We start from the raw sequence: 14,493 nt of genomic DNA on the forward strand, positions 1-14,493 counted from the left end.
GACGCCACTGCGAGGTCGTGTCGGCGGAGGCTCGTCCGTTTGACCGCGCGTCTTCCCGTCCCCACAGGTCCTCGGGGGGCAGTTGTCCACAGATCCGCGCGATCGACCACACTGGCTCACCTCGACGCGGAACACTGCTGGCATGAGCATCCTCGACGTCGTCACACAGTTGGGTGGAGTCGTGCACCAGGGCAGACTCCTCCCTTTCGGCTACACCGCCTCCGATGCGAGAAGGGCGGTGCGAGGCGGGATGCTGCTCCGCCCTCGCCAGGGCTGGGTGGCCACTCCGGATGCAGCCGACGCTGACGTCTCCGCCGTCAGGGTCGGCGGATCCCTGACCTGCCTCTCTGTGCTGAGATCCGCCGGAATCTGGTGCATCGACGACGGTCTGCTCCATGTGCGGGTAGGTGTTCACACGACCCATCTGGCCTCGCCGCACAGTCGCACCGAACCGCTCGGCGACCCCGCGGCGAACGGGGTCTCACTGCATCGCGCGGCAGCAACTGCCGGCCCAAGGCCACCCCGAGCGCGCGACGATGTCGAATGGGCACTCATGCACATGGTCGCGTGCCAGCCACGGGACCATGCGGTCGCAGCATTCGACTCTGCGCTCAACCAGAAGCTGACCACCCGCCGACGCCTCAGCCTGCTGGCGGACCAGCTCTCACAGAAGCACCGGGACGTTCTTGCCCTGGCCGACTCCTCGGCGCAGTCCGGCCTGGAGACGAAGGCCCGGCTTCGACTCCGCGCCCGCCACATCCCCTATCGAACGCAGGTGTACATCCCGCCCGCCGGAGCCGTCGATCTGCTGATCGGCGACCGGCTGGTGATCGAACTGGATGGCCGAGAATGGCACACCTCCGATGAGGCCTTCTTCGAGGACCGCCGCCGTGACTTCGAGTTCCACGAGCAGGGACGTATGGTCAGGCGCTTCACGTACGCGCAAGTGATGTTCGAGTGGGGCCGTATCGAGGCCATGATCAGAGGCACGGTGAAGCGGGGAGAACACCGGTGGAGCAGACGGCAGCTCGCGGCCGGGCTCGGCCGCCCTGGTGCCGGAGCGTGAGCACGGGGCCGGAGCCCGAACCCCACGCCGACCCGGGCCCGGATGGCACGAATCGACGAGGCTCAGCGCAGACGGCGTCGCATGGGGAGCCGTGGTGGCTGAGCCTCGTCCGTTCGTGCGCGCACGGGGGGCGGGGCGGACGGGGCGGGGGTCAGGCCGCCGGCAGGCGGCCGAGTCCGTCGGCGACCGGGATGGCGGCGAGCAGGCGCTGCGTGTACGGGTCGGCGGGGTGCGACCAGACGGAGGCGACGGGGCCGGTCTCGACGATGCGGCCGGCCTGCATGACGGCGACACGGTCGGCCACGACGCGGACGACCGACAGGTCGTGGCTGATGAACAGCAGCGAGGCGCCGTTCTTCAGCGCGACATCCCGCATCAGGGTCGCGACTTTGGCCTGCAGCGAGGCGTCGAGGGAGGCGATGGGTTCGTCGCCGACGAGGATGTCCGGCCGCGCGCCCATCGCGCGGGCGATCGCGATGCGCTGCCGTTGCCCCCCAGAGAACTGGTGCGGGAACATGCCCGCCGCGCTCCGCTCGAGTTCGACGTCGTCGAGCAGCTGGCCGACGGATGACCGCACCGACGCATCGGCGATGGCCAGGGCATCCGCGATCTGCTCTCCGACCCGCCGGCGCGGGTTCAGCGAACTGTACGGGTTCTGGAACACCATCTGGATGCGCAGCAGATGTGCCGGCCGACGCCGGAGTCCCAGCGTGACGACGGGTTGGCCGTCGAACTCGACCGTGCCGGAGGCGAGCGGTTCGAGCCCGCAGATCGCGCGCGCGAGCGTGGACTTTCCGCAGCCCGACTCCCCCACAAGCCCCAGCACTTCGCCGGGGGCGAGGTCGAAGCTGACGCCGTCGACGGCCGCGAGGAGGCGCCGCCCGGGCAGCTTGTACGTGACGTGGGCATCGCGCACAGTGAGCTGGCCGGCCATCAGATGGCGTCCTTTCCGAGCGGGAGCTGGATGGTGTTGGGCGCGTCGGCAGGAGGGGCCGGCGGGTGCGGCAGCGCATCGATCAGCGACTTCGTGTAGGCGCTCTGCGGCTCGCGGATCACCTGGTAGCGCGAGCCGTGCTCCACCACCTCGCCGTACCGCATCACGGTCACGGTGTCGGCGAGTGCGCTCATCACACCGAGGTCGTGCGTCACCAGCAGGATCGCCAGGTCGAGGGTGTCGCAGAGTTCCCGCAGCAGGCGCAGGATGCCCGCCTGCACGGTCACGTCGAGCGCCGTCGTGGGTTCGTCCGCGATGAGCACGCTGGGCTCCGAGGCGAGCGCGATCGCGATCGCGATGCGCTGCAGCTGGCCGCCGGAGAACTGGTGCGGGTACTTGCGAAGCGCCGTCTCGGGGTCGGGAACACGAACACGCGACAGGAGCGCGAGGGCACGCGAGCGCGCCTCCGATCGCGAAATGTGCAGGTGGTGCCGCATCCCGTCGGTGAGCTGCGCCTCGATGGTGATCATCGGGTGCAGGCTCGCCGTCGGGTCCTGGAAGATCATCGCGATCTCACGCCCGCGGAGCGCGTTCATCGCGCGCGGCCTCAGCGCGAGCAGGTTCGCCGCCGAGCCGCGGGGGCCGGTGTACGAGATGGTGCCGCCGAGGCGGGATCCGGCCGGCTGCAGCCCACAGATCGCGAGCCCCGTCATGGTCTTGCCGGAGCCCGACTCACCCGCTAGGCCCGTGATGGACCCGGCGGGGATGTCGAGGTCGATGCCGCGGAGGATCTGCTTGCGGGAACCCTTGGAGCCGAGTTCGAGAGTCAGGCCGCGGAGCTGGAGGCCGTGCGGCATGGTGTCGCTCAAATCTTCACCCCCTGCACAGCGCCCGCGGTGCGCGGGTCGAGCGAGTCGCGGAGCGCATCGCCCACGAGGTTGAACGCGACAACGACCGTGAAGATCGCGAGCCCCGGGAACGCCGCGAGCCACCAGTCGCTGAACTGCTGCACGCCGTCGGCGACCATGGCGCCCCACTCCGGCGTCGGCGGCGTCGCCCCGAGCCCGAGGAACGACAGCCCCGACAGCAGCAGGATCGCGTTCCCGAAGTCGAGCGTCGCGAGCACCAGCACGGGCGCCGCCACGTTCGGCAGGATGTCGCGCTGCAGCGACCGGAACGGGCTGAAGCCGAGCAGCCGCCCGGCCACCACGTACTCCCGCGAGCGCGCGCCGAGCACCATCGACCGCATCACCCGGGCGTAACTCGGCCACGACACGAACAGCAGCGCGATCACGGCATTCGTGAGGCTCGGGCCGAGGGCGGCCGTCACGATCATGGCCAGGATGATCGTGGGGAACGCGAACACCAGGTCGGCGATCCGCATGATGATCTCATCGACCGCGCGGCCGAAGTAGCCCGCGATGGCCCCGAGCACCGACCCGATGATGGCCGACGCAACGACGAGGATGAGTGCCAGCGGCAGCGAGATCCGGGCCCCGTAGAGCGTGCGGCTGAGCACATCGCGGCCGAGCGAGTCGGTGCCGAACCAGTTGACGGGCCCCGGCGGCTGGAGCCTGTCGAACTGCTGAGCGAGCGGATCGAAGGGCGCGATCCACGGCACGAAGATCGCGACGATGAACCAGAGCGCGATGATCGTGAAGCCGATGATCGCCATCGGGCGGCGATAGGCGCTGGGGAGCCGGAGCCGGGAGCGCACGGCCGAGAAACGGAGGCGCGTCGCGGCACCGGCGGTCGGAGCATCCAGAGCGGGATCCCGGAGGTCAGGGTTACTCAGGTCAGGGCTGGTCACTGCACACGCACCCGGGGGTCGATGACGCCGTACACGACGTCGATGATGAAGTTGGTCAGGATGTACACGACGCCGACGACGAGTCCCACACCCATCACAGCCGGAAGGTCGAGGGTCGTCGCCGACTTGTAGGCGTACTGTCCGATGCCGCCCCAGCCGAACACCTGCTCGGTCAGCACCGTGCCCGAGAGCAGCGAGCCGAAGGCGAGGCCGACGATTGTGAGGATGGGCAGGGATGCCCCGCGGAGCACGTAGCGGAAGATCACAGCCGCCGAACTCAGGCCCTTGGCGCGTGCGGCGAGCACGTACTCCTGGTTCAGAACGTCGAGCACCGCCGACCGCGAGAAGCGCACGAGGAGGCCGACCGTGAAGAGGATCAGCACGAGGCCGGGGAGGATCAGGTGCGACAGGGCGTTCCAGAACGTCGTGTACTGCCCCGCGACCAGCGCGTCGATCGTGTACATGCCCGTCACCTTCGGCGGGGCTTGGAGCGATGCGCTCAACCGGCCCGTTCCCGGTGCCCAGTGCAGTTGGTAGAAGAAGACGTAGAACGCGGCGAGCGCGAGCCAGAAGGTCGGGATGGAGATGCCGATGAGGCTCACGACGCGGAAGAGCTGGTCGACGAACCGGTTCTGCCGGATCGCGGCCCAGGTTCCGAGGCCGACACCGATGATGATCGAGAAGACGATCACGAACAGCGCGAGCTCGGCCGTCGCCGGGAAGGCGACCGACAGGTCCTGCGAGACCGGGTTGTGCGACTGGGTCGACGTGCCGAGGTTGCCCTGGAGGAGGTGCCCGATGTACACGAGGTACTGCGTGACGACCGGCTTGTCGAGCCCCTGCGCCTCCCGGAACGCTGCCACGATGGCCGGGTCGGATGCCGCCCGCTCACCGAGTGCGGCCTGGGCGGGGTCGGCGGGCACCAGGTTCGCCAGCGTGAACGTGACGAGGGTGACGCCGAAGATCAGCAGCACGCTGATGCCGAACCGGATGAGGATGTAGCGGGCCAGCGGCCCCAGGTGCGGGCCACGACGGAGCGTGACCGGCACCTGGGCGCTGGTGGTTGTGGTGCTGATGAGCGTCTCTTACTTGTTGTCGGTGATTACTTGATGTCGGCGATGTTGACGGTCCAGACCGGGTTGAGCTCGAGGTTCGAGATCTCCGAGGTCGTGACCGCGTACTGGCCGGGCTGGATGACCGGGATGAACGGCCCCGTCGCGTTGGCGGCGTTCTGCCAGGCCTCATACGCGGTCTTGCGGGCGTCGTCGCCGCTCGCGGCGGAGGCGGCGTCGGCAGCGGCCGTGACCGTGGCGTCGGAGCCCGCGGCCCAGCCGGCACGGAGGCCGAGCGACTCACCCGGGTTGAAGACCAGGTAGTCGGCCGGGTCCGGGTAGTCCGGGCCCCAGTACATGATGCCCGACTGGAGCTTGCCGGCGCGGAAGGCGTCGAGGAAGGTCGAGATCGGTGACGGGGCGAGGGTCAGGGTGATTCCGACATCCTTCAGCTGGGACTGGATGGCCTCAGCGAGGGTCTGCATCTGCAGGCCGTTCACGGTGATGTCGTTCGGGTACGAGAACGTGACCGCCTGGCCCGAGTATCCGGATGCCGCAAGCGACGCCTTGGCCGCGGTGAGGTCGAACACGTTGGCCGGGTCGCTGGTGATCGCGCCGAGGAACATCGACGGAACCATGCCGCCGGGCTGCGTGGAACCCTCACCTGCGATCGACAGCAGCTTGCTGTAGTCGATGCCCTGGCGCACGGCCTTCACGAAGTCGGCGTTGTCGGTGACGCCACCGGAGACGGCCGGGTCCTGGTTGTACCAGCTGTAGATCAGGTACGGCGAGGCATCCTTCAGCACCTTGACGGAGCTGTCCATGCCCTGCACCTGGTCGGCGTTCAGGTCGAGCGCGACCTGCGTCGAGCCGGCCTGCACATTGATCTTCTGCGTGGGGCCCTCGACGTTCTCGAGCACGACGCGGCTGTAGGCCGGCTTCTCGCCCGCATAGCTCGGGTTCGGCGCGAAAGCGACCTTCGTCGTCACATCGAACGACTCGAGCTGGTACGGACCCGAGCCCGCAGACGTCTTGTTCAGGAAGGCCTCGGCCGCGTCATCCGCACCGGTGGTGCCGCCGTTGGCCTTCAGCACCTTCGAGTTCACGATGCCGAGCGACGGGTTCGGCAGGATGAACGGCAGGGCCGGGTTCGAGGCGGCGCTGGTGAGCGTGACGGTCGTGTCGCTGGTCTTCGCGACGGTGACGCCGTCGAGCAGGAACGACGGGTTGCCCGCGATGCCCTGCACGCGCTGCAGTGAGAAGACGATGTCGTCGGCGGTGACCGGCGAGCCGTCGGAGAACGTGTGGGTGCCGGTCATCGTGAGGGTGAGCACCGTGTTGTCGGCGTTCTCCTCGAACGAGGTGATGCCCGGGACGACCTTGGTGACGTCGCTGCCCTCGAAGTCGAGCGCTGTCTCGTAGATCGCCTTGTCGACGATGCTGCCGGTGAGCTCGAACGCGCGGGCCGGGTCGCTGGTCTTGAGGTCGAACGACTTGTCGATGACGAGCGTCTTGTCGGCGGCCCCCGTCGAGGAGGTCGACACGGAGTTGTCGGTGCAGGCCGAGACGGCGAGCACCGAGGCGAGGCCGAGGGCCACGAGGGCAGTGACCCGTACGGGTCGGGCGGGTAGTTTCACGGTGGAACCTCTCGTGCGAGATGCGGGGGTCGTCTGGTGGTAGGCGCTAGTGGTACGTGCTGTATTACCTGTTATACCGTCCAGACATTTCGAACGCATTTCTTTCTGTGCCGCTTGCCTTTCGGGTCGACGTCGCTCAGCCCGAACGAGTGGCTCTGCGGCACCGTGTCGGCTCAGGTTCGTCCGTCTGCGTGATCTGCGGTCAGTTGGCTGGCGCCGGGCCTGCCGTGGCAGCGGGGCGAGGCGCCGACGTCTGGCCGGGGGCGGGGGCGGGCACCTGGCTCCCGTCGCTGGTGTACACGACCACCGTCGAACCGCGGCCCGCGGAACCCGAGGGGTTGGTGCGTGCAACCGTGCCGGCACGCTGGTCGGAGGCCGTGGATCCACCGTCCTGGAACTCGAAGCCGGCTGCCTCGATCGCCGAACGCGCCGCCTGGATCGACTGGCCGACTACCGACGGCACCGGCACCTGGACGCCCTGCACGAGCGAACGATCGGGTGCCGGGAACGCGTCGCCGCCGTACTTGCCGTCGGCAGCCGTCATGTAGTCCTTCCAGACGAGGTGGCGGAGGCTCGCCCCGTTCGTGCCCTCGATCGACGAGTTGCGGAGTGAGACACCGCCGACGACGTTGCCCACCCAGACCGCGGTCGTGAGGTTGGTGGTCGAGCCGACGAACCAGGTGTCCTTCTCGGAGTCGGTCGTGCCCGTCTTGCCGAAGTGCGGGATGCCGTTCCGGGGGTTGGATGCGGTGGCCGTACCACTCGTGACGACACTGGTCAGCGCGTAGGCCATGGTCGCGGCGATCTCCGGCGAGACGGCAGGGGTGCAGGCGGCCGGCGGCAGCGCGAGCTCGGCGCCCGTGGCGTCCACGATGCGGGCGATCGAGACCGGCGCGCAGTAGACGCCCTCGTTCGCGACGGCAGCGAACGCCGCCGCCATGTCGAGGGGTGCGATCTCGTTGGTACCGAGCACGTCGGAGGGGTACGACGTCAGCTCGTCGCCGTCGGCGCGCGCCACCCCGAACGCCTCGGCGGTCTTCCGGATCTCGCACTGGTCGAGCCGTTCCGCCATCGTGAGGTAGGCGTTGTTCACGCTCGACGCGGTCGCGCTCAGCACGCTGATCGTGCCCGGGTTCGACCCTCCGTCGTTCTTCGACGAGTAGGTGCCGGGGCCCGGGCCCTGACAGGAGTTCGCAAAGCTCGAGATGTTGAAGGTGCGCTGGTTGCCGTTGACGCGGTCGTTCAGCGCGTTGCCCTGCTTCAACCACTCGGCGAGCGTGAAGATCTTGTAGGTCGAGCCGACCTGGAAGCCGGTGGATCCGCCGTCGTCGAACCGGGTGCCGTAGTTGACCGCCGTGCTCTCCGGGGTGGCCGCATCGGGGTCGGTGTTGTACTCCTTGTTCTGCGCCATCGCGAGCACCTTGCCGGTGCCGGGCTCGACGGTCACCAGCGACGCGCCGAGGTCGAGCACGCCGCTCGAACGCGGAACGTGGTCGTCGAGTTTCGCGTGGGCGGCCGCCTGCAGGTCCACGTCGAGGGTGGTGTACACGTCGTATCCGCCGCGGCTGAGGCTCTTGGCGACGCCGTCCTCGTCGGTTCCGAGCAGGGCGCGGTTGACGATCTGGCGGCCGACATAATCGCAGAAGAAGCCGGCGCCGAGACTGTTGGCGGTCGAGCATCCGGTCGACACCACCGTGATCTGGGGCGTGACCGGAGTCGCCAGCGCCTCCTCGTACTGCGCCTGGGTGATGGCGTTGGCCTTCAGCATCGCGGGCAGGATGTCGAGGTCGCGGCGCGCCTGGTTGGCGGCGATGTTGTCGGGGTCGTCGATCCGCAGACCGTTCGGCTCGTTGACGATGGCGATGAGGCTGGCGGCCTGGGCGAGGCTGAGGTTCGCGGCATCCACACCGAAGTAGCGTTTCGACGCCGACTGGATGCCGTACGTCACCCCGCCGAAACTGGCGATGTTGAGGTAGCCGAGCAGGATGTCGCTCTTCGAGAACTGCTTCTCGAGGCCGATGGCGAGCTTCATCTCCTTGAGCTTCCGGTCGATGGAGGTCTGTGTGGCCTGCTGGTAGGCGAGGGTGCGCTCGACCTCATCGGTGATCGCCTCGGCCCGTTGCACGAGGATGTTCTTGACGTACTGCATCGAGATCGTCGACGCCCCCGATTCGACGCCACCGGATGCCGCGTTGCCGAGCGCCGCGCGCATGGTCGCCGCCACATCGACGCCGCCGTGCTGGTAGAACCGCGGATCCTCGGTGGAGACCACGGCGTCCTTCGCGAACTGCGAGATCCGGTCCCAGGCGACCTCCTCCCTGTCCTGCTCGAAGACCGAGGCCAGCAGCACCGTCGCACCGCTGCCGTCGACCGCGTAGATGTTGCTCTTCTGCGGCAGCTGGTCGGGCCGGATGTACTCGGGCAGGCTCGTGAACACGCCCAGCGTGCTCGTCGCACCCACGCCCGCGACGGCAACGACCGGCGTGACCATGGCGGTCACGAGAAGGCCCGCGACGGAGCTCAGCCCGAGGAGCCCGACGGCCGCGCCGAGCTTCGTGCCGACGGCGCGGCCGAACCGGGAGCCGCGGGAGGCGGGGTGGGTGGTGTTGCTCGTGCGTGGGGTACGGGGGTTCTGCGTCATGTGCTCGGTCTCTCGGGTGCAGCTGTGCTCGGATGAGTGCGGGAGGGTGCGTGTCCGAGGCGCCCGGTCGGGGCGGTTCGGGCGGGCAGTCCGGCGAGCGCTAGGTGCGGTTGATCGAGAGGAGGACGGTGCGGGTGCGGCCGGTGAGCTGGGCGCCGTCGCCGGGTGCGCCCGCCGTACCGCGAACACCGGATGCCCGGGGTGCCGCCTCGGGCCGCGACGACGTCTCGGTCGGCGCCGTCGCGGGGGCCGCGCGCACAGCGAGGGTGCGGCCGGTCTGCACCCGGACGGTCTGCACCGCGAGAATTCGGGGATCGGCGGCGTCCGCGGGGAGGGCGACGGGGGTGCCGGGGGTGCCGGGGGTGCCGGCGGCCGGCGTTTCGGGGAGGGTGGTTTCGGTGGCGGCAGTGGGGGCGGCGGCTGCATCCAGTGACGGCGAAGCCGGTTGCAGCAGCATCGAGACGAATAAGAACGCCACCGCCACCGCGAGCATCAGGACGATACGGCGATGCCCAACTGCCGCAGGCGCACGAAGGGCGTGCGTGCTCGTGGCGGTCGCGGTCACTTGTCTCCCCTGTGCTGGCTGGCCCTGTCCTGGCTCACGCACTAGCAAACCACCCGAACATGGGAATCCCGTGCAGGCGTGCACCCCTCCGGTCGGGCGTCCGCGCGAAGCCCGTTAGGAAAGCGCACGAAGTCCGTTAAGGCCGCTTCGCCGGCGAGCGCGCCGTTCTAGCCTGAATCCATGACCCTGTACCACTCCCTCACAGCAGCGCACCGCACCCAGGCGATGGCCGCGTTCGCCTCCCGCACCACCGAACACCTGCTCGAGGGAGACCACCGCTGGGGCAGCATCGAGGTGAGCCCCGCCGGCCGCACCTCGTGGAACCGCACACGGCTCACGGTCTACCCGCCCGGCACGAACCACGCCGAACGGCGCGCCCTGCACTTCTACCGGACCTGGCCCGTGGTGGGGGCGGTCGTCGCCCTGTTCACGATCCTCGCCCTCAGCGCGTGGCCGCCGCTCGCCGCGACCGCCGCGGCGGTGGCCGTCTATGCGCTCGGCCTCCTCGCCGGGTTCCGGATGACCAGGCACCTGCGCCCGCGCCTTAGGCGCCTGAGCGTGGTTCTCGTCGCGACCGGTGGCGGCACGGAGACGCTCGGCGACATCGACTTCTACAACACGGCGACCGATGAGTTCCGGGCGTTGGACAGACTCCACGATGCCGGGCTCGTCAGCGCCGCCGAGTACGAGCTCGCCTGGGCCAAGATCTACAACGCCCTGCCCTGACCGAGCGGAGAACCCCGTTCAGCTCACGTGCACGATGGGCCGCGCCTTGACGTTCCTCTCCGCCTCGCGGAGCACCTCACGGGTGACCGGCGCGACCTCGCCGACCCCTGTGATCAGGTAGCGGAACATGTTCGAGACCGGGTTGCCCTCTGTCCATTCGAAGTAGATGCTCGGGATCACACCGGTGACGTCCCGGACCTCCAGCAGCACCGTCGCGATCGTGTTGGGCACGTTGCCGCTCGTGACCTGCAGCACCGGGTAGCCGTGCTTCAAGACGCCGCGTACGACCAGATCTTCCTCGAAGTCCGACGAGTCGGAGGCGTGCACCTCCAGGAAGATGGTGTGCAGGCGTTTCGGGATGTGGCTGTACCGCCGTTCATCCTGGATCTTCTCGCGGTACTCCGCGTCGGTGTCGACGTCGGGCTCGTGGGCGACGAGAAGCACATGCCCTTCGGCGGCGTTCTTCCGCACGAAGTCGAGGGCCGTCTCGTCGAGCGTGACTGAGGTCGCCCGCAGCTGGAAGGAGCGCCGCACCCGGGAGATGAGCGACACGATCAGGATGCCGAGGATGAACAGGGCGGCGATCCGGATGCCGTCGGGCCGTTCGATCACGTTGACCACGGTCGTGTAGACGAAGACGACGGTGATGATGGCGAAGCCGATCATCCGCTTCTTCTGCTGCTTGTGGCGGGCCGAGAGGGTCACGGCGACGGAGGCGGAGGTGATGAGCACGAGCACGCCGGTCGCATACGCTCCGCCCTGCGCGTCGACGCTGGCCTGGAAGACGAGCGTGATCAGGAACGCGATCGCGGTGAAGACGAGCACGAGCGGTCGTACGGCCCGGGCCCACTGGGGTGCCATGCCGTAGCGCGGCAGATAGCGCGGCACGAGGTTCAGGAGCCCTGCCATGGCCGAGGCGCCGGCGAACCACAGGATGCAGATCGTGCTGATGTCGTAGAGCGTGCCGAAGCCGTTGCCGAGGTACTCATGCGCGAGGTACGCCAGCGCGCGACCGTTCGCCGATCCGCCGGCCTCGAACTCGGCCTGCGGGATCAGGACCGTGGTCAGGAAGCTGGAGCTGATCAGGAAGACGCTCATGATGATCGCCGCGCTCGTCAGCAGCCGGTGCGCACCCCTGATGCGGCCCTCGGGGTTGTCGTCGGTGTCGCCCGGCTTGCCGGTGATCTGCGGCATAACGGCGACGCCGGTCTCGAAGCCGGAGAGGCCGAGAGCGAGCTTCGGGAAGACGAGCAGAGCGATGCCGACGGCCATCAGCGGGTTGCTGTGCTGGGCGGTCAGCGCCGACCACCAGTCCGTGACGACGACCGGGTGGTTCACGACCTGGAAGGTGGTCACGATCACGACGATGAGGTTCAGGAACAGGTAGACGCCGACGAGGATGACGGCGATGCCGATGGCCTCCTTGAACCCCTTGAGGAACACCGCGCCGAGCAGCGCGACGAGCAGCAGTGTGATGATGACGTTGTTGCCCTCGAAGAAGTGCGGGGCGTACGGGTTCTCGATCGCGTGCGCCGTGGCATCGGCGGCCGACAGCGTGATCGTGATGATGAAGTCGGTGGCGGCGAAGCCGAGCAGCACCAGCACGAACAGCTTGCCGGCCCACCACGGCAGCAGGCGTTCCAGCATCGCGATGGAGCCCGAGCCCCGGAAGCTGTCGCGGGCGACCCGGCGGTACACCGGCAGCGCGCCGAACAGAGTGAGCGTGACGAGCACGATCGTCGCCAGCGGAGACAGCAGCCCGGCGGCCAGGGCGGCGATGGCCGGCTGGTAGCCGAGGGTCGAGAAGTAGTCGAGGCCCGTGAGGCACATCACCCGCCACCACGTGTGCGTCTTCTCGCCCGGGCGGGCGTGCGGGCCCTGGTGGCTGCCGGAGTCGTCGACGAGGCCTTGCAGCAGCCATTTCTGGAGTCGTGTGGTGGGCACCGGCTCAGTGTAGTTCCAGCATGCCGATCAGGTTCACGGGCGCGAGGGCCGGCCGGCGGATGTCGCGGAGCAGGGAGACGCCGGCGACGAAGACGTCTGTCGTCGTTGCTGTGGTAGCGGAGGAAATCCGTGAAGAACGTAGGAGAACCGTAAGGATCGCGGAGCCGAGCGTTAGGGAAGCGTGAAGACCGCGAATACGCCGCATCCAGGGGTGTCTAATCGTGTGCTGTACCAATCCCCCACACACCACCTTCCGGATGGAGTTTCCCGTGCTCGACGTCTTTTACGTTGCCGGCATCATCGTGTTGTTCGCGATCGTTGCCCTCGTGGCCAAGGGGGTCGAGAAACTGTGATCGTCTTCAGTATCCTCGCTGCCGCCCTCGCCATCGCTGCCCTCGGCTACCTCGTGTACGCCCTCGTGAAACCGGAGCGTTTCTAGCCACAATGGACACTTTCTTCGCCATCCTCCAGGTCTCGAGCCTCGTGTTGCTGCTGGTGCTCATCTACCGCCCGCTCGGCGACTACATGGCCCTCATCTACACCGGCAAGCGCGACCTCCGCGTCGAACGCGGGTTCTACCGCCTCATCGGCGTCGACTCGCAGTCCGAGCAGACCTGGCGTGCCTACCTCCGCAGCGTTCTCGCGATCTCGCTGGTCGGCGTGCTCCTGCTCTACGCCATCCAGCGCCTGCAGGCCGTTCTGCCCTACGCCCTCGGCTTCCCGGCCATCCCCGAAGGCCTCTCGTTCAACACGGCCATCTCGTTCGTCACGAACACCAACTGGCAGTCCTACTCCCCCGACGTCACCATGGGGTACGCGGTTCAGCTGGGCGGCCTGGCCGTGCAGAACTTCGTCTCCGCCGCCGTCGGCATCGCTGTCGCGGTCGCCCTCGTGCGCGGTTTCGCCTACCGCCGGTCGGGAACCATCGGCAACTTCTGGGTCGACCTGACCCGCGGCATCCTGAGGCTGCTGCTGCCGTTCGCGATCCTCGTCGCCATCGTGCTCATCGCCGGCGGCGTCATCCAGAACTTCAACGGCTTCACCGACGTCACCACCCTCACCGGCGGCACCCAGTCGATCCCGGGCGGGCCCGTCGCCTCGCAGGAGGCGATCAAGATGTTCGGTACCAACGGTGGCGGCTTCTTCAACGCCAACTCGTCGCATCCGTTCGAGAACCCGACCGCCTGGACGAACCTGCTGCAGATCGTTCTTATGCTCGCCATCCCGTTCAGCCTCCCCCGCACCTTCGGCCGCATGGTCGGCGACAACAAGCAGGGCTACGCGATCCTCGGCGTGATGGCGACGATCTTCCTGGTGTCATTCACCTCGCTCACCCTGCTCGAGAGCTCGGGGGCCGGTTCGGCAGCCCAGGCCGCAGGCTCGGCGATGGAAGGCAAGGAGGACCGGTTCGGCATCTTCGGGTCGACGCTCTTCGCCTCCACCTCGACGCTCACCTCCACGGGCGCGATCAACTCGACGCACGACTCATTCACCGCGCTCGGCGGCATGATGCCGATGCTGAACATGATGCTCGGCGAGGTCGCCCCGGGCGGTGTCGGATCGGGTCTCTACGGAATGCTCATCCTCGCCGTGATCGCCGTCTTCATTGCCGGGCTCCTCGTCGGGCGCACGCCCGAGTACCTCGGCAAGAAGCTCGGCCCGCGCGAGATCAAGCTGGCGAGCCTCTACATCCTGGTCACGCCCACCATCGTGCTGCTCGGCACTGCCGCGAGCTTCGCCATTCCGGGCATCCGTGACGACGTGACCACCACGTCGATCTGGAACCCGGGGGTGCACGGCCTCAGCGAGGTGCTCTACGCGTTCACCTCGGCAGCGAACAACAACGGATCCGCCTTCGCCGGCATCACCGCGAACACACCCTGGCTGAACACGGCCCTCGGCGTGGCCATGCTGCTCGGCCGTTTCCTGCCGATCGTGCTGGTGCTGGCGCTGGCCGGCTCGCTCGCAGCCCAGGACAAGGTCCCCGCCACCGCAGGAACGCTGCCCACCCACCGCCCGCAGTTCGTCGGGCTGCTCGTCGGCGTCACCGTCATCATCACCGCACTCACCTACTTCCCGGTCATCACGCTCGGACCGCTCGCCGAAGGGCTCCAGTAA

12 protein-coding genes are annotated in these 14,493 nt (G+C 68.2%); 4 read left to right on the forward strand and 8 right to left on the reverse strand.

Annotated elements, in window-relative coordinates; genetic code table 11:
• The first annotated feature begins 142 nt into the window (after positions 1-142).
• A complete protein-coding gene (locus FB464_RS10020) occupies positions 143-1,066 on the forward strand; it encodes an endonuclease domain-containing protein (RefSeq protein ID WP_116413988.1) in 924 nt (307 codons plus the stop codon).
• Positions 1,067-1,217: 151 nt separating this feature from the next.
• Here the strand turns inward: FB464_RS10020 and FB464_RS10025 are convergent, their stop codons facing one another.
• The 7 genes from FB464_RS10025 to FB464_RS19815 form a co-directional block, all read right to left on the reverse strand.
• Positions 1,218-2,000, reverse strand: a complete 783-nt coding sequence (locus tag FB464_RS10025; protein ID WP_116413987.1) for an ABC transporter ATP-binding protein — start codon at positions 1,998-2,000, stop codon at positions 1,218-1,220.
• Positions 2,000-2,869, reverse strand: coding sequence for an ABC transporter ATP-binding protein (locus tag FB464_RS10030; RefSeq protein WP_246093004.1), 870 nt, complete (start codon positions 2,867-2,869; stop codon positions 2,000-2,002). The genes FB464_RS10025 and FB464_RS10030 overlap by 1 nt, the downstream gene beginning before the upstream one ends.
• Entirely contained in the window at positions 2,866-3,810 is a 945-nt protein-coding gene (locus FB464_RS10035) for an ABC transporter permease (protein WP_246093005.1), read from the reverse strand. The genes FB464_RS10030 and FB464_RS10035 overlap by 4 nt, the downstream gene beginning before the upstream one ends.
• Positions 3,807-4,859, reverse strand: coding sequence for an ABC transporter permease (locus tag FB464_RS10040; RefSeq protein WP_116413986.1), 1,053 nt, complete (start codon positions 4,857-4,859; stop codon positions 3,807-3,809). Before FB464_RS10040 ends, FB464_RS10035 begins: the two co-directional genes overlap by 4 nt.
• Positions 4,860-4,912: 53 nt before the next feature.
• Entirely contained in the window at positions 4,913-6,499 is a 1,587-nt protein-coding gene (locus FB464_RS10045; RefSeq protein WP_211327313.1) for an ABC transporter substrate-binding protein, read from the reverse strand.
• 202 nt (positions 6,500-6,701) lie between these two features.
• Entirely contained in the window at positions 6,702-9,140 is a 2,439-nt protein-coding gene (locus FB464_RS10050; RefSeq protein ID WP_116413984.1) for a penicillin-binding protein, read from the reverse strand.
• Between the two features lie 100 nt (positions 9,141-9,240).
• On the reverse strand, positions 9,241-9,705 hold the full coding sequence (locus FB464_RS19815; protein ID WP_170151869.1) for a hypothetical protein: 465 nt from the start codon (positions 9,703-9,705) through the stop codon (positions 9,241-9,243).
• Positions 9,706-9,885: 180 nt separating this feature from the next.
• On the opposite strand from FB464_RS19815, the gene FB464_RS10060 reads away from it, so the two are divergent.
• On the forward strand, positions 9,886-10,431 hold the full coding sequence (locus FB464_RS10060; RefSeq protein ID WP_116413983.1) for a DUF6611 family protein: 546 nt from the start codon (positions 9,886-9,888) through the stop codon (positions 10,429-10,431).
• 18 nt (positions 10,432-10,449) lie between these two features.
• On the opposite strand, the gene FB464_RS10065 is transcribed toward FB464_RS10060, so the two are convergent.
• On the reverse strand, positions 10,450-12,375 hold the full coding sequence (locus tag FB464_RS10065; RefSeq protein ID WP_116413982.1) for an APC family permease: 1,926 nt from the start codon (positions 12,373-12,375) through the stop codon (positions 10,450-10,452).
• A gap of 349 nt (positions 12,376-12,724) precedes the next feature.
• On the opposite strand from FB464_RS10065, the gene kdpF reads away from it, so the two are divergent.
• Both kdpF and kdpA read left to right on the forward strand, forming a co-directional pair.
• The gene (gene kdpF / locus FB464_RS10070; protein WP_116413981.1) at positions 12,725-12,814 is read left to right on the forward strand and encodes a K(+)-transporting ATPase subunit F; all 90 of its coding nucleotides are present in this window, start codon (positions 12,725-12,727) and stop codon (positions 12,812-12,814) included.
• Between the two features lie 5 nt (positions 12,815-12,819).
• Entirely contained in the window at positions 12,820-14,493 is a 1,674-nt protein-coding gene (gene kdpA / locus FB464_RS10075; protein ID WP_116413980.1) for a potassium-transporting ATPase subunit KdpA, read from the forward strand.

This window comes from Subtercola boreus (assembly GCF_006716115.1).
Lineage (GTDB): Bacteria > Actinomycetota > Actinomycetes > Actinomycetales > Microbacteriaceae > Subtercola > Subtercola boreus.

What these genes read in the sequence shown, in the direction of transcription:
- FB464_RS10020 (WP_116413988.1), top strand. Translation starts at nt 143, where the DNA reads ATGAGCATCCTCGACGTCGTCACACAGTTGGGTGGAGTCGTGCACCAG.
- FB464_RS10025 (WP_116413987.1), bottom strand. Translation starts at nt 2,000, where the DNA reads ATGGCCGGCCAGCTCACTGTGCGCGATGCCCACGTCACGTACAAGCTG.
- FB464_RS10050 (WP_116413984.1), bottom strand. Translation starts at nt 9,140, where the DNA reads ATGACGCAGAACCCCCGTACCCCACGCACGAGCAACACCACCCACCCC.
- FB464_RS10060 (WP_116413983.1), top strand. Translation starts at nt 9,886, where the DNA reads ATGACCCTGTACCACTCCCTCACAGCAGCGCACCGCACCCAGGCGATG.
- kdpA (WP_116413980.1), top strand. Translation starts at nt 12,820, where the DNA reads ATGGACACTTTCTTCGCCATCCTCCAGGTCTCGAGCCTCGTGTTGCTG.